This window comes from Aliiroseovarius subalbicans (assembly GCF_022678625.1).
GTDB classification, from domain to species: domain Bacteria; phylum Pseudomonadota; class Alphaproteobacteria; order Rhodobacterales; family Rhodobacteraceae; genus Aliiroseovarius_A; species Aliiroseovarius_A subalbicans.
This window is the reverse complement of the sequence record NZ_JALBYQ010000007.1, coordinates 16,659-40,482: the sequence shown is the minus strand read 5'-3', so window position 1 is coordinate 40,482 and position 23,824 is coordinate 16,659. Positions and strand designations below refer to the sequence as shown.

At 59.8% G+C, this 23,824-nt stretch carries 22 protein-coding genes; 16 read left to right on the top strand and 6 right to left on the bottom strand.

Features of this window, described 5'->3' with window-relative positions; translation table 11 throughout:
- The first annotated feature begins 14 nt into the window (after positions 1 to 14).
- The 12 genes from MN188_RS16630 to MN188_RS16575 are packed head-to-tail and all read left to right on the top strand — an operon-like array spanning position 15 to position 10,201.
- Positions 15 to 296, top strand: a complete 282-nt coding sequence (locus MN188_RS16630) for a TrbC/VirB2 family protein (protein WP_242110422.1) — start codon at positions 15 to 17, stop codon at positions 294 to 296.
- A gap of 15 nt (positions 297 to 311) precedes the next feature.
- On the top strand, positions 312 to 590 hold the full coding sequence (locus tag MN188_RS16625; RefSeq protein WP_242110420.1) for a VirB3 family type IV secretion system protein: 279 nt from the start codon (positions 312 to 314) through the stop codon (positions 588 to 590).
- Positions 565 to 2,955 (top strand): VirB4 family type IV secretion/conjugal transfer ATPase, encoded by a 2,391-nt coding sequence (locus MN188_RS16620; protein WP_242110419.1) that lies wholly within the window; start codon positions 565 to 567, stop codon positions 2,953 to 2,955. The genes MN188_RS16625 and MN188_RS16620 overlap by 26 nt, the downstream gene beginning before the upstream one ends.
- Before the next feature lie 8 nt (positions 2,956 to 2,963).
- Complete coding sequence (locus MN188_RS16615; protein ID WP_242110418.1) at positions 2,964 to 3,140, top strand: hypothetical protein; 177 nt, start codon at positions 2,964 to 2,966, stop codon at positions 3,138 to 3,140.
- On the top strand, positions 3,140 to 4,258 hold the full coding sequence (locus MN188_RS16610; RefSeq protein ID WP_420839010.1) for a lytic transglycosylase domain-containing protein: 1,119 nt from the start codon (positions 3,140 to 3,142) through the stop codon (positions 4,256 to 4,258). The genes MN188_RS16615 and MN188_RS16610 overlap by 1 nt, the downstream gene beginning before the upstream one ends.
- On the top strand, positions 4,255 to 5,019 hold the full coding sequence (locus MN188_RS16605; RefSeq protein WP_242110417.1) for a type IV secretion system protein: 765 nt from the start codon (positions 4,255 to 4,257) through the stop codon (positions 5,017 to 5,019). Before MN188_RS16610 ends, MN188_RS16605 begins: the two co-directional genes overlap by 4 nt.
- On the top strand, positions 5,016 to 5,402 hold the full coding sequence (locus tag MN188_RS16600; RefSeq protein WP_242110416.1) for a hypothetical protein: 387 nt from the start codon (positions 5,016 to 5,018) through the stop codon (positions 5,400 to 5,402). The genes MN188_RS16605 and MN188_RS16600 overlap by 4 nt, the downstream gene beginning before the upstream one ends.
- The gene (locus MN188_RS16595) at positions 5,402 to 6,427 is read left to right on the top strand and encodes a TrbL/VirB6 family protein (RefSeq protein ID WP_242110415.1); all 1,026 of its coding nucleotides are present in this window, start codon (positions 5,402 to 5,404) and stop codon (positions 6,425 to 6,427) included. The genes MN188_RS16600 and MN188_RS16595 overlap by 1 nt, the downstream gene beginning before the upstream one ends.
- Before the next feature lie 3 nt (positions 6,428 to 6,430).
- Complete coding sequence (locus MN188_RS16590) at positions 6,431 to 7,087, top strand: VirB8 family type IV secretion system protein (RefSeq protein ID WP_242110414.1); 657 nt, start codon at positions 6,431 to 6,433, stop codon at positions 7,085 to 7,087.
- Between the two features lie 2 nt (positions 7,088 to 7,089).
- Positions 7,090 to 7,809, top strand: a complete 720-nt coding sequence (locus MN188_RS16585) for a TrbG/VirB9 family P-type conjugative transfer protein (RefSeq protein WP_242110413.1) — start codon at positions 7,090 to 7,092, stop codon at positions 7,807 to 7,809.
- Positions 7,810 to 7,811: 2 nt separating this feature from the next.
- Positions 7,812 to 9,224, top strand: a complete 1,413-nt coding sequence (locus MN188_RS16580; RefSeq protein ID WP_242110412.1) for a TraB/TrbI/VirB10 family type IV secretion system protein — start codon at positions 7,812 to 7,814, stop codon at positions 9,222 to 9,224.
- Positions 9,221 to 10,201, top strand: coding sequence for an ATPase, T2SS/T4P/T4SS family (locus MN188_RS16575; protein WP_242110410.1), 981 nt, complete (start codon positions 9,221 to 9,223; stop codon positions 10,199 to 10,201). Before MN188_RS16580 ends, MN188_RS16575 begins: the two co-directional genes overlap by 4 nt.
- A gap of 216 nt (positions 10,202 to 10,417) precedes the next feature.
- On the opposite strand, the gene eno is transcribed toward MN188_RS16575, so the two are convergent.
- Genes eno through MN188_RS16555 form a run of 4 tightly spaced genes read right to left on the bottom strand, consistent with a single transcriptional unit; the run spans position 10,418 to position 15,505 of the window.
- The gene (gene eno, locus MN188_RS16570; RefSeq protein WP_242110408.1) at positions 10,418 to 11,695 is read right to left on the bottom strand and encodes a phosphopyruvate hydratase; all 1,278 of its coding nucleotides are present in this window, start codon (positions 11,693 to 11,695) and stop codon (positions 10,418 to 10,420) included.
- A 25-nt stretch (positions 11,696 to 11,720) separates the two neighbouring features.
- On the bottom strand, positions 11,721 to 13,133 hold the full coding sequence (gene pyk, locus MN188_RS16565) for a pyruvate kinase (RefSeq protein WP_242110406.1): 1,413 nt from the start codon (positions 13,131 to 13,133) through the stop codon (positions 11,721 to 11,723).
- Between the two features lie 31 nt (positions 13,134 to 13,164).
- Positions 13,165 to 14,421, bottom strand: coding sequence for a glycerate kinase type-2 family protein (locus MN188_RS16560; protein WP_242110405.1), 1,257 nt, complete (start codon positions 14,419 to 14,421; stop codon positions 13,165 to 13,167).
- Positions 14,422 to 14,431: 10 nt separating this feature from the next.
- Positions 14,432 to 15,505 carry a tartrate dehydrogenase gene (locus MN188_RS16555; protein ID WP_242110469.1) on the bottom strand — a complete coding sequence of 358 codons (1,074 nt, stop codon included), beginning with the start codon at positions 15,503 to 15,505 and terminating at the stop codon, positions 14,432 to 14,434.
- Positions 15,506 to 15,703: 198 nt separating this feature from the next.
- Between MN188_RS16555 and MN188_RS16550 the strand changes: the two genes are divergently transcribed.
- The 4 genes from MN188_RS16550 to MN188_RS16535 all read left to right on the top strand — a co-directional run bounded on the left by MN188_RS16550 (position 15,704) and on the right by MN188_RS16535 (position 20,571).
- The gene (locus MN188_RS16550) at positions 15,704 to 16,618 is read left to right on the top strand and encodes a LysR family transcriptional regulator (protein WP_242110404.1); all 915 of its coding nucleotides are present in this window, start codon (positions 15,704 to 15,706) and stop codon (positions 16,616 to 16,618) included.
- Between the two features lie 114 nt (positions 16,619 to 16,732).
- On the top strand, positions 16,733 to 17,704 hold the full coding sequence (locus tag MN188_RS16545) for a TAXI family TRAP transporter solute-binding subunit (protein ID WP_242110403.1): 972 nt from the start codon (positions 16,733 to 16,735) through the stop codon (positions 17,702 to 17,704).
- An 84-nt stretch (positions 17,705 to 17,788) separates the two neighbouring features.
- A complete protein-coding gene (locus MN188_RS16540; protein WP_242110402.1) occupies positions 17,789 to 19,990 on the top strand; it encodes a TRAP transporter permease in 2,202 nt (733 codons plus the stop codon).
- Between the two features lie 329 nt (positions 19,991 to 20,319).
- The gene (locus tag MN188_RS16535) at positions 20,320 to 20,571 is read left to right on the top strand and encodes a hypothetical protein (RefSeq protein ID WP_242110401.1); all 252 of its coding nucleotides are present in this window, start codon (positions 20,320 to 20,322) and stop codon (positions 20,569 to 20,571) included.
- 27 nt (positions 20,572 to 20,598) lie between these two features.
- Here the strand turns inward: MN188_RS16535 and MN188_RS16530 are convergent, their stop codons facing one another.
- Positions 20,599 to 21,756 (bottom strand): Imm7 family immunity protein, encoded by a 1,158-nt coding sequence (locus MN188_RS16530; protein WP_242110400.1) that lies wholly within the window; start codon positions 21,754 to 21,756, stop codon positions 20,599 to 20,601.
- 171 nt (positions 21,757 to 21,927) lie between these two features.
- The gene (locus tag MN188_RS16525; protein WP_242110399.1) at positions 21,928 to 23,823 is read right to left on the bottom strand and encodes a type IV secretory system conjugative DNA transfer family protein; all 1,896 of its coding nucleotides are present in this window, start codon (positions 23,821 to 23,823) and stop codon (positions 21,928 to 21,930) included.
- Position 23,824: the final 1 nt, after the last annotated feature.

Below are 23,824 nucleotides of genomic sequence, written 5' to 3'. Positions count from 1 at the left end.
CAAAAAGGAAAACCATGCTGAAACTCAGACCAAGATACCTTTTGCCATGCGCCACAACCTTGGCGTTTCTGGCGACCCCTGCGCTCGCGCAAGACCTTTCCCCCATCCAGACCATGCTGGAAACGGTCGAAGCTGCCCTCACCGGGCCGATCGGCATCGCGGTGGCCACGCTTGCCGTCATCGGCACTGGTTTCATGTGCATGATGGGGCGCCTCAACTGGGGATGGTTCGCCTCCGTCATCATCGGAATCGTGCTGATCTTCTCGGCTGGCACTATCGTCGACGGCTTCACCTAAGAGCGAGCCAGAGCGATGTCGGAACGTTCCCCCCTCTTTCTGGGCCTTGCACGCCCGCCGAAATATCTCGGCCTCCCTGTCGGCTACCTCGTCGTGCTGGCCATGGGGGTCGTTCTGCCCTTCATCTGGACCAAGTCGCTGGTGTTCTTCCTGATTGGACTCATCGCCTACCCAGTGCTCTGGTTCGTGGCCGACAAGGAGCCGCATTTCTTCGAAGTGTTGCGGGTTTCCTATGGCTCGGTTCGAAGCACGAAGAACCGTACCTTGCATGGGGGCGATAGCTTTGGCGCTTGATGGCTCAAAACCCACCTCCCCCGCCCTCATGGCGGCGGACGGGAGCACCTTCGCGAGGGAAAGCTTTCTCGCAGAGCACCTGCCGTATTTTGCGCGGGTCTCTGAAGACGTGATGATCCTGCGTGAGGGTGACTTGATGGCCACCCTTCGCCTTGACGGTCTCAACCCGATGACCACGCCGGACGTCGAACTCGACGCCTTGCGCCGGGCCGTTGCGGCCATCGTCGCCCAGACCGGCGATCTCTTTGGCTTTTATGTGCATCGGATCTCGGTGCCGCAGGATCTTTCGCTGCATCCCATTGAAGGTGACAGCTTTGCCGCTGAGATTGATCGGCGTTGGCAGCGCCACGTAACAGACCTGCAACCAAAGAAGACACAGCTTTACCTCACCATCCTGCGCCGTCCTGAACTGACCTCTCGGCTGCCGCTCTTGCGTGGCCTTGCCCGTAAAGGCTGGGTCAAGGATCGCGCGGCTCGGATGCAGGAGTTGAACGAAGTCGTAGGGTTCTTCGAGGTTGCGCTTGCCAATGCCAAGCCAATGCGCCTGACCAGGGCGGGTGGTGAATGGCTTGGGTTTCTGAACACGCTGAACTCCGGATCGTTTGCCCCGGTCGCCTTTGGCCAAAGCGCCCTGCCCTTGTCTCATCAGTTGGGCGATGTCCGTGCAACTTTCGAAGGCGACACGGTCCGGGTTGAGTGCGCCACCACCGGTGCGACCCGATACGGGGCGCTCTTCAGTATCAAATCCTACCCGGCCCTCACGGATGTCACGCTGCTCGACGGGCTCGACCTGCCGCTTGACGTGGTGCTGACCAATTCTTTCACCCCGATCCCGACCAATATCATGGCCGAGCGCATCCAGCGGATCATCCGTCAGATGCACGCCTCTGACGATGCTGCCGTGTCACTGCGCGACCAACTCGCCATTGCCGCAGATGATCAGGAAGCGGGCCGCATCGCCTTTGGCAATCATCACCTCTCCATCGCAGTCTACGCAGAAAGCCGCGACATGCTCGAACGCGCCGCGGCACAGATCAAGCGCGCGGGCCAGGAGATCATGGCGGTGATCGTGCGCGAGAACATGGCACTGAAAGCCACCTATTTTGCACAACATCCAGGCAACTTCGGCTACCGGGCACGACGCACGCCGATCTCCTCGATCAATTTCGCGGATTTCGCGGCGCTGCATGGATCGGTCGAAGGACGCGGTGGCAAGGACAGTCCCTGGGGCGAGCCGATCACCGTGCTGCCAAGCGTTGGCACCTCCGGTTATAGGTTCAATTTCCACGAGGCGGGTGACGCGGTCAAAGAACCCACTGTCGGCCATACGCTGGTGCTGGGCCGCACCGGCACCGGCAAGACGCTGACGACGGCCTTTCTCGCGGCGCAGTCGCAACGCGTCGGCACGCGGCTGTTCTTCTTCGACAAGGACCGCGGCCTCGAGATGGCCGTGCGCGCCTTGGGCGGCAAGTATCACGAGGTGCGGGCCGGTGTGCCCACAGGGCTCAACCCGTTGGCCACGGAAACCGATGAACGCGGTCGTGCCTGGTTGTCGGACTGGCTGGGCACGCTTCTTTCCACCCACGGCACCCTCTCGGGCGAACAGTCCCGCCATATCCAAAGCGCGGTGCGCCAGAACGCGAAAGCCGGGGCTTCGCTGCAATCCTTCGAGAGTTTCGAGACCCTGTTCCGCGCACTCGACGATGGCGGCGAGTTGCAATCCCGCGTCGGCGAATGGGTGCCGGGTGGACGTTATGGCTGGGTCTTCGCCGCCAATCCCTCCGGCCCCACCCTGGCGCTCGACAGTGACATCGTCGGGTTTGACATGACCGAGATCCTCGACATGTCGACAGAGCGCATGGCGGTGCTTTCATACATCTTTCGTCAGATCGAACGCGTGGTCGAGGATCGCCGTCCCACGATCATCGTACTCGATGAAGCCTGGAAGCTTCTCGATGATCCCTACTTTGGCGCACGACTGGAAAACTGGCTGGTGACGCTGCGCAAGATGAACTGCGTCGTGGTGATGATGACGCAATATCCAAGCCAATTGCGCGATGCGCGGGTCGGCAAAACCATCGTTGAAACCGTCCCGACCCAGATCCTTTTCCCCAACGATCGCGCCACGCCCACCGATTACGACTTCCTGCGCGTCTCGGAAAAGGAGGCCGCCCTGCTCACCCAACCAACGGCCGGTCAGCGCATCGCTCTGGTCCGCTCCGCCGGTGACAGCCTCTTTGTCGATGCCGATCTGTCCGCCCTTGGGGACCTGCTCCCAATCCTTGGGGGTGGTCGGACCGGAGAGGCGCAGGTCGGCGCCGATTGGCGCAGCAACCCTGAATTCTGGAGAAAACCATGCGAGTGACCTTGTTAATGATCACCCTTCTCGGCGTTGCAGCTTGTGAACGTTACACCGAGCAAACCTCGCCCTGCTTTGGCAAGAACGGCGAACCGGTGGTGTCTCGCAACGCGACCCCACACCTGTCGTTTTCCACGAAATCCCCCGACATCGATAGTGATTGCGCATTCGAGCCGGTGCTGGGCGGCTGATGCGTACCGCCCTCCTCATATCTGCAGCCACATTCTGTCTGCCTGTCTGCCTGCCTTTTGTCGCGCTCGCGCAAGGCGTACCGGTCCAGGACAATTCCGGGCTAGGGCAGCTGGTCGCAATGCTTGGTCAGTTGGGCGAGGATGCGGCAACACAACGCGAGGTTCTTTCTACCGAAGAACAACTGGCCGAGATCCAGGCCGAACAGCTGCGCGTGCTGGAAGAGATCACTAATGCAATCACCGGACAGGGGTTCAACATCCAGTCCCTTGAGGGCAATGCCAGTTTTCCGGCCTCGGCGATCTATCCGTCTACCTCTAATCATCCGATGGACAGCCGCCTCTTTGGGGAGGGCCGCGAGACCATCGAGATGATGATCGTGCAGGTCGCCGCGGAATATGCCGGATCGCCCGGCGTGGCGCGGGCCGGTCTTTCCCCAACCCAATGGCGTTGCCTGTTCCAAGCCCTGATCAAACAGGAAAGTCGGTTCAGCGTCACCGCGCAAAGCCCCGTCGGCGCCTACGGTCTCACCCAACTCATGCCCGGCACCGCCTCTGATATGGGCGTCGACCGCTATGACGTGATGGACAATCTGCGCGGCGGCGCGCGCTACATCACCACACAATTGAACAGTTTCGGGAACATCCCGCACGCATTGGCCGCCTATAACGCCGGGCCCGGTCGTGTGCAGCAATATGGTGGTGTCCCGCCCTTCCCGGAAACCCAGGGCTACGTGCGCAATATCTCGCGTTTCTACAACGAGTACTTGGCCGTGGTTGGCGGCGCGGACGCGCTCGGCACGTTGACACCTGCCGATATGGCGCTGGCGGAGTATTCGAACATCTCGGATGCAAGCCTCTACTACGCTGCCGATGCCCATGCCACGACCGAGCAGGTGGTCAACCGTCTCGCGGCGATCATCCGGCAAATCGATGAACAGCCGAACGTGAAGGCCGCGATCGAACTCAACACCTACGCGCGGGCCGAGATCGCCCGCATTCTCTCTCTCCGTGTGCGACTGATGGCGGCAAACCAGATGCGCGAGGCAGCCCATGCCCAGCATCTGGTCGTGAATCGTATTGAAGAGAGGGAGTTCATGGCCATGGAGGTTTCCGAATGAAACGCGTTCTACTTAGCGCAGTCACCGCGCTTGCCCTTTGCACATCCCCTGCCCTTTCCCAGGGCGTGCCGACCTTCGATGGCCAGGCCCTTCGTCAGCTTCTATTGCAACTCGAACACATGGCTGAGGATCTCGGCATCCAGCACGAGCAGTTGACCACGCTCCGGCGTGAGTTGGAAACCCAACTCATGCAGCTCGAAAACCTTGAGGCCCAATTGCGCTCTCTTATCAACGGCAACGGGCTTGGTGATCTCTTCGCCACGATCGAAGAGTTCGAAGAGTTGCGCGGCGCCATGGTCGGACCCCTCGAAACCTTGCAGGCACTGGCGAACGGGGATTTTACCTCCGGGTTTATCTCCGGATCGGACTTGTCGGGCCAGGTCGAGACCGCACTCACCGGAACAGGTCTCACATCAACACACTTGTCTGACCTATCCTCCTCCACGGAACCCGCCGACAACCGCCTCGCCACCTCGGCAGGTGCCAGCGCCATGCTCTCGGTGGCAGCGCAAGAATCCCACGGGGAGGCCGGGGCCAGCCTTGAGCGGTTGGAAACCATGGTGGGCCTCATTGATGATCAGGACGGGCTGAAGGCGGCGGTCGATCTCAACACCCGTGTCACCGCCGAGCTTGGGATCATCATGACCCAGATCTGGCGGCTCGAAGCGGCCCAGGGCGTAAGCGCGGGCCAACTCGGCGTTGTCGATGCCGCCACTCTCGCCGCCGAACGGCGCTTCCGCTCCATGGAGGTTCCGGAATGATCCGACGTATCGATATCGCGCTTGGGCTTTTGCTGGCCTTCGCAGGCCCGGGTTTCGCCCAGACTTCCGGCAGCTTTGAAACCATGGCTCAGCCTGAAGAACCCGCCTTGCCCTGTGTGGCACCGCGACCGCCGCGCGAACTGCATTCCTTCGCCCTTGTCCGCAATGGCTACCGAGAAATCCTCCGTATCATCGCGGCGGAAAGGGCCATTGAGGCGCGCAACTGTGGCTGCCAGTTCGATGCGGTGTCATGGGATGACGCCATCGTTGCGCATGAACGGTTCCAGACGTCTGACAACCCAAAACTCCCCTTCGATGTTATCGCTCTGCGAGGAGAAGCCGGCGCTCTGGAAGCCGAGCTCCAAGAGGTCTGCTCAGAGTAATGGGGATCATTCGCGACATACTCAGCGAGGTGGATGACGCCATCGACTCCGTCGCGGAAGCTGGGTTTGTCCAGGCCGCAGGCCAAATCGGCGACGTGATTTCCATCGGTTCAGGCGTCTTGCTGATACTACTCGGCGTCAATGTCGTGATGCAGTTACGACCCATGAATTTCGGAAGCGCGTTTGCCTTTGGGATCAAAGTAGCCCTGGTCGGCCTATTCGCCCAGAGTTGGGACAATTTCTCCATCATCTACGGGATCGCAACGGACGTTCCAGACGCCATCGGGGCCCGCATCCTATCTCTCACGGCATCCGGCGACGAAGCCGGCGTCTATGAAAGCCTCGATTCCATGGTCAATCGCATCACCGCCTATGGCGATGCGATCGGGGATAATGCGGGCTGGGTCTTCGGCGCGGTCCTGGGTGCGATCTTCTTTGTTCTGTCAGCCATCTTTGCTGCTGTCACCGCCGGGATCATCGCCTTCGCCAAGATCGTCTTCACCCTGATGATTGTCATCGCGCCCTTCATGATACTGGCCTCACTGTTCAAACCCACCCAATCGCTCTTTGAGGCCTGGTCGCGCGCCACCATTGGCTACGCCCTGATGCCAGTGGCCGCAGCCGGTGCCGCCGGCATCATCGTCGCCATCGCCGAGAGCGTAGGGGCGTCCTCCGCCGATCCCGACAACGTGGCCACGGTCAGCCTGATCCTGCCCTTCCTCGTCATCCTTATCCTGAGTGCTGGCATCATGGCCTCGGTGCCCTACATCGCCTCGAATCTCACCGGCGTCGTCGGCATCGCATCCAATGCCATCGGTCTCACGGGCCTCGCGCGGCAGGGCGTCGTGAACGCGGGCGAATACGGCACCGGTGGGGCCGCCCGTATGGCCACCGGCAAGACACCCCATGAACTTCAACGCGCCACCAGCGATGGCGTGGTTAAGGCCGGCCAGGTCATTCGCCAAACCCCAGGCGCCGTTCTTGCCCGCGCCAAATCCCTTCGCAGTTCCAACGAGGCCACCTGATCCATGAGCAAAGCACGTGACGCCTTCGAGGCGGATTTCATCTATGGGCCAAGGCGGCGTGAGCGATTTGCGTATTTCGTGGCAGCGGCAGGCGTGGTCGTCGGGCTGGCCGGGTTTCTCGGCGCTGTCTCACTCTTCCCGCTCAAATCCGTCGAGACCTTTGTCGTCGTCGTCGACAAGGAAACCGGCGAGATGGATCGCGTATCGCAAGTCGCCGCCCTCACCCTCGATGAAAGCGACGCCATCATCCAGGCCAATCTTGTCGCCTATGTTGATGACCGTGAGACCTATGATCTCACCGATGGTGAGCAACGCATCAACTCGGTGCTTGACCGTTCCGAAGGCGATGCCGCCCGCACCCTGCGCGATCTCTGGTCCTCGACCAACGAGGATTACCCGATCACCGTCTATGGCCGCGAGGCCAAGATCGACGTGGTCATCCGCTCGGTGAACCAGATCGAACCGGGCGTCGCCCAGGTCCGCTTCACCCGAACGCTCCGACGTGAGCGCGACACGCGCACCGTGACCCGGCCCTATGTCGCCACCCTCGCCTATGAATTCCGCCCGGAAACCCGCCAGCGCCTGCAGGATGTCTGGGCCAACCCCCTTGGCTTTGTCGTCACCTCCTACCGCGTCGATGCCGAAACTCTCGAGAACTGATCATGAATCTGCTGCCCCTTCTCTTGCTGGCACTTGCCTTGCCAGCCACCGCCCTCGCCGAGGCCACGCCCACAGGCGGTCCGCTTGATGTTCGCATCCGCTACGCCGTCTACAACGAAAACCAGGTGTTCCGCATCGAGACCGATTTGCGCCATTCGACCACGATCCATTTCGGGCGTGGCGAGCGGTTCGAAGCTGTGATCGTCGGTGACACGGAAAGCTTCCAGGTTGATCCAATCCCTGAACTTGGCAACGTGCTCACCATCAAGCCCCATGTTGAAGGGGCCTCCACCAACATGACGGTGATCACCAATCGGCGGAGCTATTCTTTCCATCTGCGCGAAGGCTCGATCCCGAACCGGACGGGCATGTTCTTCGAGGTACGGTTTCGCTATCCGGAGGATGCGCGCCGGGCACGGACAAACACACCCAAGGGCTTTGAGGCGCCGCGCAACTACTCTTATCTCGTCTCCGGCGAAAGCGATTTCCGCCCGGCAACGGTCTATGACGATGGGCGCTACACCTATTTCACCTTCCCCGAAAACGGTCGCCAGCCCGCGATATTCAAGGCTGACGACGCGGGTCGTGAACGCACTGTCAACTGGACCCAGGATGGCAACACAGTCCGCGTGCTCGGTGTGAATGACTATTGGACTCTGCGGATCGATGACGAGGCGCTCTGCGTCGCGCGGGATCGCACCGCCATCTATGTGAGCAACTAACCATGGCTGATGATCCCGATCTGCAGGAACGCCTCGACACGTTCAAGGACGGCAAGACAAAGCCCCGCGCGGGCGGCATTGGTGTGGGTGCCTTCGCGATAGCAATAGGGCTCGGCGGCGCTGGTGTGGCCTACTGGCTCGCTACCAGCGCCCAAGTCGGCACCACACCGCTCGAGACATCCGAAGTCACGCCATTCCAGGATGGACGGCCCGGCGGCGGACGTCTGGAATTCCCCCCAGATGAAACCGATCGGCGGGTCAATGACGCGCTGATCGCGGTTGAAGAGGCGCTGGACGTGCCGGCCACCCCTGCCCCGGAACCGAGCCGCGAAGTGCTCGACGAACTGGCCCGACTGCGCGAGGCCCTCGCCGCCAGCCAATCCGAGCGCAATGCGGAAATCCAAGCCGCCGTTGGTGATCTGCGCGATGCGTTTGATGCCCAAACCAAAGCGCTCGAAGAGCAGATCGCAGAAAGGGAGCGTGAGCTGACAGCCTTGGAGCGGGAAAACGCATCCCGCATGAGCAGTCTGCAAAGCCTGCTCGATGCGGAACGCGCGCAGCGGGAAGCGCTCGAGGCCGAGTTGCATCAGGGTGCCCTCATTGCCGATCAGCGTCTTCTCGAGGAACGTCGTCGGCAGGAAGAAGAACAGCGACAACGGGAAGCCAAGCGCGCGGCGGCGGAACTCCTCACCGCGCAAATCAGGTCACCCGCTATTGTCTATGCCGATGGTCACGGCGCTACAGCTGCTTCACCGGGAACGCCGGGGGCAACACCAGCCGGACAAGGCACCCCGCTCTCCGAAAACGAAGCCTATCTGCAAACCGCCGCCCGGCCGCTTGAGGTTGAGGAAGCCTCCCGTATGGAATTCCCGGACCGCACCCTCGCGCAAGGATCAGTGATCCAGGCCGCGCTGCAGACAGCGATCAACAGCGACTTGCCGGGCAATGTCGTCGCGGTGGTCTCCGAACCCGTGCCAGCGTTTTCCGGAGATCGGATTCTAATCCCGCGTGGATCACGCCTCTTCGGCCAATATCGCTCCGGCATCGAGGTGAACCAGAAACGCATCCTGATCCTCTGGACCCGCATCCTCACACCCGATGGAACCTCAATCGATATCTCGGCGGTCGGTGGGGATCAGCTTGGTCGATCCGGTTTGACCGGACTGGTCGACACCAAGTTCCTTGAACGCTTTGGCGGGGCCGCCCTGATCTCGATCATCGGTGCCGCACCGTCTGTGGCCGCAGAACGGGTTCAGGATGAGACTGCCGCAGATGTGCTCGCGAATATCGGTTCCGACCTGTCGGATGCCACCAGTTCGGTCATCGCGGATCAAGTCTCCTTGGCGCCGACGATCTATGTTGACCAGGGCGCCAGCGTGACCGTTCTCGTGGACAGGGACGTCGTAGTTTATTGAATGAGACGCCCCTACCCACTTCCTACCTTGAACGCTACCTCGCGCCTTTCAAGCGCTGGCTGACCGATGACGACGTCATTGAACTGGCCATAAATCCCGATGGCCGGTTGTGGATCGAACGCCGTGCGTCCGTCGCCATGGAACTTGCCGATCAAGTCGTTGATCCAACTGATGCAATCAATCTCGGCACAACCATCGTCGGTGACGCCAAGGCCAAGGTCTCGGAAAAGAACCCGCTTGTGTCCGGCAAAGTGGAATTCCGCGGACGTCCATTGCGGGTGCAGGTCGTGGTATCTCCTGCTGTGGAGCAAGGCGCGGCGATCACTGTCCGGCTCTTTGGAGAGACTGACATTCGAGCCTATGAGCCTGCCTACTTGCAGGGCAAAGCGGTCTCCCTGTCCGATATCCGTGCCGAGAAACTGAAGGCGATCGCGAAGCAAGCCGAAACCGATCTTCCTGGCGCACTTGGGCAACTGGTTGAAAACCGCCTCAACATCCTCGTGAGCGGTGGGACATCGACAGGCAAAACCACATTTGCGCGCCACCTTCTGACTCATGTTCCGGATGCCGAGCGGCTCATTACCATTGAAGATGCTTTCGAGTTGTTCCCGCATCAGCCGAATACTGTTTGCCTGCTTGCGGATCGGGTAAAGGACAGCCCCCGCTCGGCTGGCGCGTTGCTGCAAGCCTCATTGAGGATGCGACCGGATCGGATCGTGGTGGGCGAGTTGAGAGGGCCGGAGGCGCTTACTTATCTTGAGGCGATCAACACAGGGCATGGCGGGTCGGTTTCGACAATCCACGCAGAAACCGCAGAGCTGGCCATTGATCGGCTGGCGATCATGGTCCTGCAGGCCGGGACACCGCTGACCTTCGCCGAGGTACAGACTTACATCAGTAAGTCGATTGATGTGATCGTGCAATTAGGGCGGTCAGATGGCCTACGAGGCATTGCTGAGTTGCTGGTCATGGAGTGAATTTTCCCTCCGGCAAGGGCGGGAAGCAGACTTTCGCTGCTATCGAATTTTGAGAAGTACCTATTTGAGATATGAAGAGTTCGTCCCAAACACCGGGACAAGCATCGACAACCTTGGCTTTCTATTTGGAGCCTGTACGTCCTTTGAGTCAGTTTACCCCGACGACGGACACTCACGACACAGGTTTGTCAAATATACAATTGCCTTAAGTTGGCCTTAGCTCACCAGGATGCTCTTACCTCCGTACTCGGCCACCGCGCCCAGCATCTCTTCGATACGGATCAACTGGTTGTACTTCGCCAACCGGTCCGAGCGTGCAAGAGAGCCGGTCTTGATCTGACCACAGTTGGTCGCAACAGCGAGATCAGCTATGATAGAGTCTTCGGTCTCACCCGACCGATGCGACATGACATTGGTCATGCGGGCGCGGTGCGCCATACCGACGGCCTCGAGCGTCTCGGTCAGAGTGCCGATCTGATTCACCTTGACCAGCATCGAGTTTGCGCATCCCCGCTCGATGCCCATCGCAAGACGCGCCGGGTTGGTCACAAACAGGTCATCCCCTACGAGCTGAATCTTGTCACCCAGCCGGTCGGTCAACAACTTCCAGCCGTCCCAATCATCTTCCGAGCAGCCATCCTCGATCGAGACGATAGGATAGTCGTCGCAGAGCCGCGCGAGGTAGTCGACATTCTCCTCGGATGTCAGCAACAAGCCTTCGCCATTCATGTTGTATTTGTCGTCGCGGTAGTACTCAGTCGCAGCACAATCCATGGCCAGGTAGAAGTCCTCGCCAGGCTTGTAGCCTGCATTCTCAATCGATTTGAGGATAAAGTCCAGCGCATCGCGGGTCGAGCCGATCTCTGGAGCGAAGCCGCCTTCGTCGCCGAGGCCGGTCGACATGCCGGCCATCGAAAGCTCTTTTTTCAGCGTGTGGAACACTTCCGAGCCCATGCGCACGGCTTCGCGTATGTTCGCCGCCGCAACCGGCACAATCATGAATTCCTGGATGTCGATCGGATTGTCGGCATGCTCTCCCCCATTGATGATGTTCATCATGGGCACAGGCAAGACGCGTGCCGAAGTTCCGCCGACATAGCGAAAGAGCGGTTGACCGGTGGACTTGGCCGCTGCTTTGGCAACGGCCAGCGACACTCCGAGTATGGCGTTTGCGCCAAGGCGACCTTTGTTTTCGGTGCCGTCGAGTTCGCACATGGCCATGTCAATGGCCACCTGTTCGGTAGCGTCAAAGCCGACGATGGTCTCGGCGATCTCTGTGTTGACCGCCGCCACTGCCTCTAGAACTCCCTTGCCCATGTAGCGCGCCATATCACAATCGCGGCGCTCAACCGCTTCGTGCAAGCCGGTGGAGGCCCCCGATGGCACGGCAGCACGGCCAAGCGTGCCGTCGTCGAGGGTGACATCGACTTCGACAGTAGGGTTCCCCCGGCTGTCAAGGATTTCGCGTGCGTGGATGTCGATGATGGAGCTCATGGTGTTTCAGCCTTGTTCATTTTGATCAGCGGAAGGTCGCGACACGGATGTTGTTGGTGCTTCCCACTTGCCCGAAAGGGACACCTGACAAGACCACCATCTTGTCCCCGACATTCGGTGCCAGAAGGCGCTGGCATTCCGACCTGGCTGTTTCGACCATGCTGTCATAGTCCTCCGCTGTCGCCTCCAGAACCGAGCGGGCGCCCCAGACCAAAGCCATTCGGCGCGATACGGATTGGTCGCGAGTCATCACGATCAAAGGCAGTTTTGGACGTCGTGCCGCAATGCGCAGGCCTGTCAACCCTGACATGGAATAGGCCATGATGCACTTTGCGTGCAGTGCGCATGCGAGCGTTGCACCAGTATCGGCAATGGCATCGGCATCCGTCTGTGATGGCTCGCGCGAAGCTGTCATCGCCTTGGTGTAAAACGCATGACTTTCGGTTGATCGGATAATCCGGTCCATCACCTCGACGGCCTCAGACGGATAGGCTCCGGTCGCGCTCTCCGCCGACAACATCACGGCATCGGCACCATCATAGATTGCGGTGGCGACGTCTGACGCTTCGGCGCGGGTGGGCGCGGGGGAGGCTGTCATGGATTCCAGCATTTGCGTGGCCACGATCACCGGGCGGCAGGCGCGGCGGCACAGCGCGATGATTTCCTTTTGCCGCGCGGGCACGTCTTCGGGCGGGATTTCCACGCCGAGGTCGCCACGGGCAATCATGATGGCATCGGACCGGTTGATGATCGCGTCGATGCCGTCGAGCGCGGATGGCTTCTCGATCTTCGAGATCAGACCAGCCCGGCCGTCGATGATCCGGGCGATTTCATCGAGATCGGAGGATTTCTGCACGAAAGACAGCGCCACCCAGTCGACGCCGTGGGCAAGGCCGAACTCAAGATCTGCTCGGTCCTTTTCGGTTAGCACCGGCAAGTCGAGCACGCAGTCGGGCAGGTTGACCCCTTTGCGGTCGCTGACCTTGCCGCCTTCGATGACTTCGGCCTCAAGTTTGCCCGCCTGCTTGTCGGTAATTCTAAGTCGCACGCGCCCATCGTCGATGAACACCCGATGGCCCAGCTCAATAGCCGCGAATATCTCACGGTGAGGCAAAGGCAGACATGTATCGTCTTTGGCCGTTTCAACCGGTAGAAAGCATACCTTCTCATGTCGGTCGAGAATACGAGCGCCACCGGCAATTCGCCCAAGTCTGATCTTCGGTCCCTGCAAATCCTGAAGGATCCCAATCGGCACGCCGACCTCGCTTTCCAAAGCCCGGATTGCTGCGATGGTGGTCGCATGAATGTCATGTTCGCCATGGCTGAAATTCAGCCGGAAGGTATCAACCCCCTTGTTGAACAGGCTGCGCAACATGAACGGCGAGGCGCTGGCTGGCCCAACAGTTGCAACGATCTTGGCGCGTCTTTCGCGGATCATGGGATGTCCTTCGGTTAGGCCTGAGCAGGCGTCAAAGCACCACGACGGCGCGGAAATCATTCACATTGGTTAGGGTCGGCCCGGTGCGAATCAGGTCACCAGTGGCCTCGAACAGCGAATAGCTGTCGTGGTTCCTCAGATTGACAGTGCCATCCAGGCCTTTTGTTTGCGCGCGCTCCAGAAAGTCTGGGCCGATCACAGCACCAGCGGCATCTTCGGTGCCGTCGATTCCGTCGGTGTCCACCGCCAGGGCGTGAATGCCGGGATGGCCGTTCAGGGCAATCGCGAGGCTCAGCAGGAACTCGGTGTTCCGTCCGCCGCGCCCCGAGGAAGTATCGCCAATGGACACGGTTGTCTCACCCCCTGACAGCAAGGCCACCGGGGCACGCGCTGGCGCAGCGTGACGGGCAACAGATTTCGCGATGCCCGCCATGGCAATGCCCAACTCGCGCGCCTCGCCTTCCAAGGCGTCCCCCAGCAGAACCGGCGTCACTCCAGCCTCTCGCGCCACCGTCGCTGCGGCCTCCAGCGACATCTGCGGTGTCGCGATCATCCTGAAATCGACCTCGAAATCAGTGGTTTTCTCGGCTTTAGCTAAAAGGATTTCACGCGCAGTCAACGGCAGGTCCGGGCCAAGCCGGTCGACCAGCTGCGAGAGGTCGTCGCCCGAAGTGGGGTCAGGCACAGTCGGTCCAGACGCAACAGCCGCAGGATCGTCGCCAGGGACATCGGAGATCGCAAGAGTCACCAATCTCGCTGGACTTGCGGCCTGAGCCAACCCGCCACCCTTGATCTTCGACAGCCTGCGCCGAACGCGGTTCATATCGTCGATGGTCAGGCCGGATTTCAGCAGCAGCTTGTTGACCGTGATCTTCTCTTCCAAGGTCAGCGGCGGTGTCGGCATAGGCATCAGCGCCGATCCGCCGCCCGAGATTAGCGCAATCACGAGATCGCCCTTTCTGGCGGCTTTTGCCGTTTGAAGAATGTCGCGTGCCGCTTCCAAGCCTGCCGCATCGGGTACGGGATGGGAGGCTTCTCGCACCGAAATGCGATCGGTGGGGACCGCGTGGCCAAAGCGGGTTACGACGACGCCCGAAAGCTCGACATCGGGCCAGGCCTTCTCCAGGGCACGCGCCATAGCCGCGGCAGACTTGCCCGCGCCGATGACGATGCAGCGACTCGTGGGCTTTTCAGGCAGGTGCCGTGCCAGAACCGTCGCCGGGTCAGCTGCCGCGATGGCAGCCGTCATCATGCGGCGCAGCAGCGCCTTTACATCGTCCTCGGTCATTTGGCTGTCCTCAGATATTCTCGCCGCGGATCGCGTCGCAGACCGCATCAGTGACGTCCTGAGTGGTCGCTGTGCCGCCCACATCCGGGGTCATGATGCCTTCGGCGCACACCTTTTCCACGGCGCGCATCAGACGTTCCGCCGCAGCGGTCTCGCCCAGATGCTCCAGCATCTGGCTTGCGGTCCAGAAGGTGGCAACTGGATTGGCGATCCCCTTGCCGGTTATGTCGAAGGCCGAACCGTGGATTGGTTCGAACATTGACGGATAGCGGCGCTCGGGGTCAATGTTGCCGGTGGGCGCAACGCCGAGAGACCCCGCCAACGCGCCGGCAAGATCAGACAGAATATCTGCGTGCAGGTTGGTGGCCACAATCGTGTCGAGCGATTTCGGGTTCTTAACCATGCGAACGGTCATGGCGTCGACCAGCATTTTGTCCCAAGTCACATCCGGGAAATCCTTGGATACTTCCAGCGCAATTTCGTCCCACATCACCATGCCGTGGCGCTGTGCGTTCGACTTGGTCACGACAGTCAGGAATTTGCGAGAGCGCGACTGTGCCAGTTTGAAGGCATAGCGCATGATCCGCTCTACGCCGACGCGGGTGAAGATCGACACTTCAGTCGCCACTTCCTCCGGCATTCCCCGATGGGCGCGACCGCCTACGCCGGAATATTCGCCTTCTGAGTTTTCGCGCACGATCACCCAGTCAAGATCGCCCGGGCCAACACCGGCCAGCGGCGAGGAGATTCCCGGCAGGATCTTAGTTGGGCGCACGTTGGCGTATTGGTCAAAGCCCTGGCAGATCGGCAGGCGCAGACCCCAGAGCGTCACGTGATCGGGCACGTCCGGCGCGCCAACCGCACCGAAAAAGATTGCGTCGAAATTTTTCAGCTGTTCGGTGCCGTCCTCTGGCATCAATGCCCCGGTCTTCTTGTAGCGCTCTGAACTCCAATCGAACTCGGTAACATCGAACGCAAAACCGCCGTCACGGCGTGCCAACGCTTCCAGCGCCTGGTGCCCGGCGGCGATGACTTCGGGGCCGATACCATCGGCGGGAATGGAGGCGATCTTGTAGGTTTTCATTTCCTGGGTCCGTTCGTTGAGTTCCTGCGACTGCACTGATGCGCCATTTGCAGGGGCTGTTTGCTGGATCGTCATCTTATCTCCTCCTGTGTGACGTCAGTCCGACACTTGACATGACGCTACAGCTCTGGACTTGCCGCCCTCAATCTGCGTAAGATTATATACAGATGTGAAATAGTGGCTATTGGAACCGCGAGATTGGATACCGACCAGATCAGATGCTTCCTTGCGGTCGCGGAAACCCTGCATTTCGGGCGGGCCGCGCAATCGCTCGATATGTTGCCTGCCTCTCTGGGACGGCAAATTCGCTTACTTGAGGACAAGCTTGAAACGCGACTGTTCCTCCGGACCACGCGCAGCGTATCCCTTACCGAAGCGGGCACCAGCATTCTCGAAGAGGCTCGCGCTCTGGTCGCGCAGGCTGAGCAATTTGAAGAAAAGGTGCGCAACGTGCGCAAGTCAGAGACGCCGGTCCTGAAAGTTGGCGCCATCGATAGCGCGGCCGCAGGATTGATCCCGCAACTCTTGAAGCTGGTGCGTGAGGAGCAACCTGATCTCGAAATCCAGCTCTTCGAACAGAAGACCATCCACCTCTTGCCGAAACTGCTGAGCGGCTCGCTCGATATCGCTTTCTGTCGACCTCCGGATGTGCGCGATCAACGGCTCAACTTCCGGGCGCTGTTTTTCGAAACCGCCGTAGTCGCCTTGCCAGAGAACCATCGGTTGGCTGATCAAAGCAGTATTGCGATCTCTGATCTGGCAGACGAACCTCTGATCGTGCCGGATCGCCGGTCCCGTCCACATTCGCACGATCTGACAATCAAGCTCTTTGTCGATGTCGGACTGACCGCGCGCATTGCCCAGGTGGCCGAAGAAAAGCAAACCATCGTCAACCTCGTTGCGGCGGGAACAGGCCTCGCCATCGTCCCGCGCTGGACGTCGCGGCTTCAGGTTCCGGGCGTGACTTTCGTTCCCCTGACCATTCCGGATGGCACGACGCGGTCAAAACTGATCCTCGCGGCGGCATGGACGCGCGGCACAAGAGATCCGGCACGCGACGCATTTCTGGCCGTGCTTGAAAGCCATCTGCCGGAGTTGGAAGCTACGGCCTGATTATTTCATAATTGAATATAAAATTTGGCGCATAGCCCAAGGCCGTCCATCCCCGCATGATCTGTTTATTGTTGCTGCCCCCAAAATACGGGGCGCATCGGAGGAGGAAGTTCCATGAAATTCAAGACCATTTCCGCAGTCGCGGCGCTGTGCGCCACGATCGCGATGCCCGTCGCCGCACAGGATCGCGACGGCTGGCCGAACAGCATCACCATCGGCACCGGCAGCCAGGGCGGCACTTATTTCACCTATGGCAGCGGCTTTGGCGCCATGCTTAGTGAAGTTCTGGGCCTGAACGCGGGCGTCGAAATTACCGGTGGTCCGGTTCAGAACGTGACGCTGGTGGAAACAGGCGAGCATCAGCTTGGCTTTGTCACCCTGGGCCCGGCAGACGAAGCGCGCCGCGGCGAAAGCCCGCTGATGCCCGGTGTCCCGCACGATAATGTGCGCGCCCTGTTCCCAATGTATCAGACGCCGCTTCAGGCCGCGGTGCTGGCCAGTTCTGACATCCAGAACTTCCAGGACCTCGTTGGCAAACGGATCGGGGTCGGCCCGGCGGGCGGCACCTCGGCGACCTACTGGACGCGCTATTTCAACGCCACCGACGACACCGCCAATATCTCCAACGCTGGTGGATCGGACACCGCAGGCCAGCTCAAGGATGGGCTGATCGACGCCTTTGTCTATGCCGCAGGTCTGCCCACGGGTGCCTATGCGCAACTCGCCGTGGAAAACGACGTCCGCTTCCTGTCGATGGGCGACGAGACGTTGGCGACGATCAAGGAACTGGCGCCGGCGATGCAGGATTTCACGATCCCGGCCAACACCTACGAAGATCAACCCGAGGACCTGCGCACGGTGTCGCTCTGGAACTTTGCCATCGCGCATCAGGACATGCCGGAAAGCCTGGCCTACGAGATCACCGCGATTGCGATGGAAAACCACGACCGCATGGTTCAGAACCACGCCGCCGCCAAGGAAACGCTGGCGGAAAACGTTCTGAAGAATGCCGTCATTCCGTTCCACCCCGGTGCCGTGCGCTGGTTCGAAGAGAACGGCTACGCGATCCCGGCGGACCTCAAGTAAACGTCCTCGCGTTTGCATGACACGGGCGGTCGAGTACGCTCCTGCCCGTGTCCCTTTTCAATCCCATTTCCCGGATGGCACATCATGTCCAATGCTCAACACCAAGAAGGCCCGTCCAGCGCGGATCCGGATCTTTCGCTGATCGAACAGGAAACCGCAAAGGCAAGCGTCGATGAAGATCCGCTTGCCGGTAACCAGCGGGAATTCACCGGCACGCGTAACCTGGTGGTTGCCGCCATGTGCGTCGCCTACTCTGTCTTTCATCTCATGGTCATGAACGTCTATCCGCTCGAGACCTGGGCCTACCGCCTGAGCCATGTCGGCGGGGGGCTCTTTCTCGGCTTTCTGCTGTTCGGCGCAAGCGCGTTGTCCGAAAACACCCGGGACGAAAACCGCAACCCGGCATCGCTGGCTCTGCTGGGATTTGCCGCTGCGGGAATTGGCTATGCGCTTGTCGCTGTTGCCGCGATCTGGATCAATGGCACTCTCATGGGCGTGGCGCTGCCCCCTGCCTGGGCCATGTCCACCTTCGGAATTCCGCTGGCCGCGGGTTCGGCGCTGGCCATCCTGCATGGCTGGCTTTTCCCGCAACGGGACCGTCACGCATTTTCCGCCGGAGACATCCTGCTAGCCGTCGCCGCGCTGGTCGCGACCGCCTACCTGATCTTTTTCGCGCGCCAGTTGCAGCTGCGCGCTGGCATGCCCATGGCGCTGCCCGGAGATATGTGGGCGGCGATCACCGGCGTGATCCTTATCATCGAACTGACCCGCCGCCTTGCAGGTATGGCGCTGGTGATCATCGCGTCGATCTTTGTTGCCTATTCCTTCCTCGGCCCGTGGCTGCCGGGAATCTTCGAACACCGCGGATATGACGCTAAGCGCTTCTTCTCCTACATCTTCACCGACAACGGCATCCTTGGCGCACCCATCGCGATTTCGTCGACCTACATCATCCTCTTCGTGATCTTCGCCGCCTTCCTGCAAACCACGCGGGTCGGCGAATACTTCGTCAACCTCGCCTTTGCCGCTGCCGGTCACAAGCGCGGTGGCCCGGCAAAGGTGGCGATCTTCGCTTCAGGCCTCATGGGCATGATCAACGGCACTTCGGCCGGCAACGTGGTGGCCACCGGATCGCTGACGATCCCGATGATGAAAAAGGTGGGCTACAAGCCGCAGACCGCCGCATCGGTCGAAGCCGCAGCATCGACTGGTGGGCAGATCATGCCCCCGATAATGGGCGCAGGTGCCTTCATCATGGCCGAAATCACCGGCATTCCCTACATGGAAATCGTCTCTGCCGCGATCATTCCGGCGGCGCTTTATTTCATCTCCGTTTACTTCATGATCGATCTGGCGGCCCAGAAAGCGAACCTCAAAGGTCTCCCGCGCGATCAACTGCCCAAGCTTGGCGCGTTGATCCGCCAGATCTATCTTCTGACCCCCATCATCGTGCTGATATATGCCCTCTTCGCTGGATACTCGGTGATCCGTTGCGGAACCCTGGCGATGATTACGGCCGCCGTGGTTTCCTGGCTCACGCCGCACCGGATGGGGCCGAAGCAGTTGTTTAACGCGCTCGACAATGGCGCGCGCATGGTTCTGCAACTGGTGGCGGTCTGCGCGACCGCGGGCATCATCGTGGGTGTCATCGCCCTGACTGGTATTGGCTCCCGCTTCTCGACAGTTCTGCTGGCGCTTGCGGACCAGAGCCAGATCTTGGCGCTGTTCTTCGCCATGGTCGTTTCCATCGTGCTAGGGATGGGAATGCCCACAACCGCAGCTTATGCTGTCGCAGCAAGTGTCATCGCACCGGGCGTCGTCAATCTTGGCGTAGAGCCGTTGATTGCTCACCTGTTCATTTTCTACTTCGCTGTGATGTCGGCGATCACCCCGCCTGTCGCCCTGGCGGCTTACGCCGGATCTGCGTTGGCAGGGTCCGACCCGGTAAAAACCAGCGTCGAGAGTTTCAAGATCGGCTTAGCGGCCTTTGTGGTCCCTTATATGTTCTTCTACTCCCCTGCGATGCTGCTTGAAGGCACTTGGTTCGAGATCGGCCACATCGCTATCACTGCGATTGTAGGCGTCTATCTTCTCTCCTGTGCCGTTCAGGGGTGGTTCATCGGACACGCAGGTGCTGTCGTTCGGGTTGCCCTTCTGGCAGCGGGTTTGTCAATGATCGCAGGTGGCTGGCTGACGGACGCCTTTGGCCTTGGCCTTGTTGTGCTTATTGCGGTCCTGCAGAAGCGCATTCTGACAGCGAAAGATTTCGCGCACGGCGCAGATTAGTAAAACCGAGGCGGTCGAAATGTTGACCGCCTCGACCACACAAGTTCCAGAGAAGTTAATGGGTCCAGATGATCGCGAACGTCTCTCCAGTCACCAGTAACTTACGTCACAGCTTTTTTGGGTGATGGTGGTATTGGTTAGGTTTATATATGGCGATTTCCGCGTTGTTGGGTCACTGCCAAGACGCTTGAACCTAGATTCAGCTTTCTTGAAGTTTTGCTGACCTCCTTGCAGTCGCAAGACTTCAGAATTTTCGTGCAGCGCTCGATAAGACCATGTCCGCTTAGGATCGTAAACGCTCATTTCTTGCGAGGGAGTGAACTGGTGCTATGTCCGCTGACCTGGTCATTGCCCTGTTGAAAATTCTGCGCAGTTCACGAACGGCTGGTTTGGAGAAGCTGCGTTGCAGCGCTCGTCGATTATGTGAACGGCAAGTCTGGGCCGTGCGTGTCTATGGGATCGCGCTCGACATCACGGGATGCTGCGCTGCCTCCAATGACTGCAAAGAGCCCAATTTGACTGATGCTGCGCCTTGCTCCAATGTCGGCTTCGGTGATCTGCGCTACGATTTCGATCTATGATTTTTCATGAGTTAACCCGGATCACTTTCATTCATCGGAGTCCACTGAATCCCAAGGTACGAACACATCCATCATTTCCTTTACATGCGCCGTGTCGAGTGGCTCCTTCAGCCGCCAAGATTTTTTCGTCTGCGCGAAATCGGGGCTGTCGAACAGGTCCATCACCGCAGCAGGGGACATTTCGCACTCAAGACACAGGAACATATAGGCCCAGAATCGGGACAGAGTGGTGAGGACTTGATTGCTTAACCCTAACGTGTATTCGTTGAGGAATTCTGCGGGTTTAGATATGGCAGCGAGTTGTTCAAGATGCGCTCGCACATCAAACCGTTTCTCGCGAAGATTTCCCAAGTGATCCTTGAAACTTGAAACTTGGAATCGCCCATCATGCCGGTAGAAAGTCACTAGGCCCAGCCGTAGCACGTCGCCCCGACCCTCCTTGCTCCGCTTGCCGCTCTTATTCTTGAACATCTCCGGGCGCCGCGCCAGCAGGCGGTCCATCACTTGCCCGTAACGTGGACAATGGAGCGTCAGAAAGACCGCGACCTCCGGCTCATCGCCTTCAAAATCAGTAGCCTCACCCACTTCGATCTCGAACCTGTAGTCTCGGAACATGTCGAGCGTATAGCGCCCTTTCCCAAGATCGCGCAGTCCCATTGGCCGAATGACCTCTCGGATCAGCGTTTCATCGAGTGTTTCTCTGAAGAAGGGTGAATCCTGCGGTGGATCCTCCACCTTCGGGAAATAGGGCGACAGGTGCGGATCGTGGCTGCGCGTCAGTGTCCCCCGACGCAGAACAAACAACTGGAATTCATTTTCGCGACCCTCGGCATCTTCGTCGTCATGGCACGAAAGAGTCCCGTAAGAACCCGGCGCGTTCGCAGCGATCCATTCAAACAGTGCCATCACATCAGGCCAATCCCCACTGGCATGGTTGCGAAAGCCCATAACAGACAGTCTCAGGGCGCCATTGATATTTCGAAAGGTAGCCTCGCATAAGGCTCGCTTCGCTAGCTCCCCAACCAGCGTCTCCAGCTTCGAGGCTATCATAGCTAGCGCCGCTTCGTCCTCTTTCTCTTCGCAGAACGCCTCACGGATCGTGGCCCAGCCTTGGTATTCGATCATATCTTGCTTCGCATCAAATTTCTTCTGGAGGCATAATAGCTGAATAAAAAGCAGTCGCACAGCCCACGTCCAAAGTCTTGAGCAGCCATTCAAACCACGGCACCCAACGGTCACTTTGTCCCGCGATATGTAAGTTTGACCTTCATCTGTTTTCGGCGATGCGGCGAACGGCGGCTATGCGGGCTGCAACCGCAGCATCGGGACGGTGGAGTGAACGGCAGCAATGGGCCGTTATTCGCCCAACAGATCCTCAATGAAGCTCTCCTGCCGATCCAGCATTTGCTCCCATTCCGGCGGAACCCCATCCTCCCGATCCAGATCTTCCAGCCGCGCGCCCTCGCTTCCAGATTTCACAGCAGCCCCCCTCATCGCCCGTGCCTCGCGCCGCCGCGATCTCAACGTACTGGCCGCTTCCTGTTCACCGTCCTCGCCATCCTCATCGCTACCATCAACCCAGGGTCCCACACCCTCCACGCCCGGCGGATAGGGAAAGTCCTTCCCTTCCTGCTTTTCGACCATCTCCGTGAATACCGGGTCATCGTAATACTTGATCCGCTGAGCCTTGATCGGGTGCTGGGGTGAAGCCAAAATGATGACTTCATCTGGATCTAGCAGCCGTGCCTCCGTTTCCGACAGCAGCGGCCGTTCCTCCAACCGCGCGCTGGTGGAGGTCGCACCTAGGAACCCCTTGTTGCGCCCATACATGCGCGTGACCGCCTCCCGGGTCGTGCTGCCGACTGCAGCCGAGACCTCCCGCACGGTACGTTGATCCCGCGGTGTGATATAGAGCTTGAGCCCCGCCCCATTCTCAAGGCTCTCGCGACCCTCGGACCCGTATATACGGTCCAACGCCGCCAATGACTGGGCAATCATCGCCACACGCCCACCATAGCTCGCCAGTGAATGGATTGCGCGTTCAAGATAAGGCATGGCGCCCATTTGCTGGAATTCATCGATCATCATCATGACGGGCCAGGGCTCGTCGGGGCCGGGTTCGTTCAGACGCAGGCTGGCGATGAGATCGGCAAACATGAGCCTGAGGAGTGGGGCCAGGGTCGCGATGTGATCCTCGGAGACGACAATGTAAAGCGAATGCGGTTTGCGCCTGAACTGCGCGAAGTCGAAATCACTCGCCTCCGTGGCAGAGCGCACCGCCGGATTGTCCCATTGCTTGAGACCGGCGGTCATCAAGGCCTGGATGTTCGAGGTCAGAAGGCGCGACGAGGCACTGGCAGCATTGGTCCAGAGCTCGCGAACAACCTCTTCCTTCGCCTCCTCGGCATAGGCATTGTACTGGGCGTTCTTGTAGTCGCCAGCAGAAACAATCTTGTTCACCTCGCCCAACGTGGGCGTGCCGCGCTGGATCGCCAGCAGGCAGGCGGCAACGAAGATCGACTTGCCGGCCTCCGAGAAGGTGTCGAGGGTCTTGTTGTCCTTGTCGAGAAAGAGATCGGCTAGGATCGAGACCTCGGTGAACTGCTGCGCGAAACTGGAGTGTTTGGCGATGCGGGTAAGTGGGTTGTAGCAATGGGTGCTGTTAGCCCAGTCGAACGGGCTGAAGCGAAACACCTCGTCACCGTTCAGTGCCCTGAGCCGCGAGGTTTTGTCGAAGTTCTCACCCTTGACGTCGAGCACCACGACCGAGCCCGCAAAGGACAGAAGGTTCGGGATCACGAAGCCGACGCCCTTACCAGCCCGGGTTGGGCCCACCATCATCACGTGGGGGATTTCGGTCGAGGATATGAACTCGGACTTGGGTTTTGGCTTTCCGAGCTTGCCGCAGACAAAGCCCTTGCCGGGTAGCTGCAGCATCCCGTTCTTGCGAAGCTCCACCCTGGTCTGCCAATGGGCCGAGCCGTAATCATCCTGCTCTCGCTTCCAGCTCCAGGCGGCGGCGAGCACACCAAGCCCAAGCGCCCCAAACCCGACGGCACCGAAGGCGACCTTGAACGCCTCTGGATGCGCAAGACGTACCCCCGCGCCTGCGCGCCAGACAGCGAACATGTCGAACTGGGTAAATCCGGTTCTGAGCGCAAGCGCGAGATAGAAGCTGGCGATGATGGTGCCGAGCAACGCGCCACAGATCAGACCGAAGGGCAAAGCGGCCCAAAGAGGAATGGATTTCATA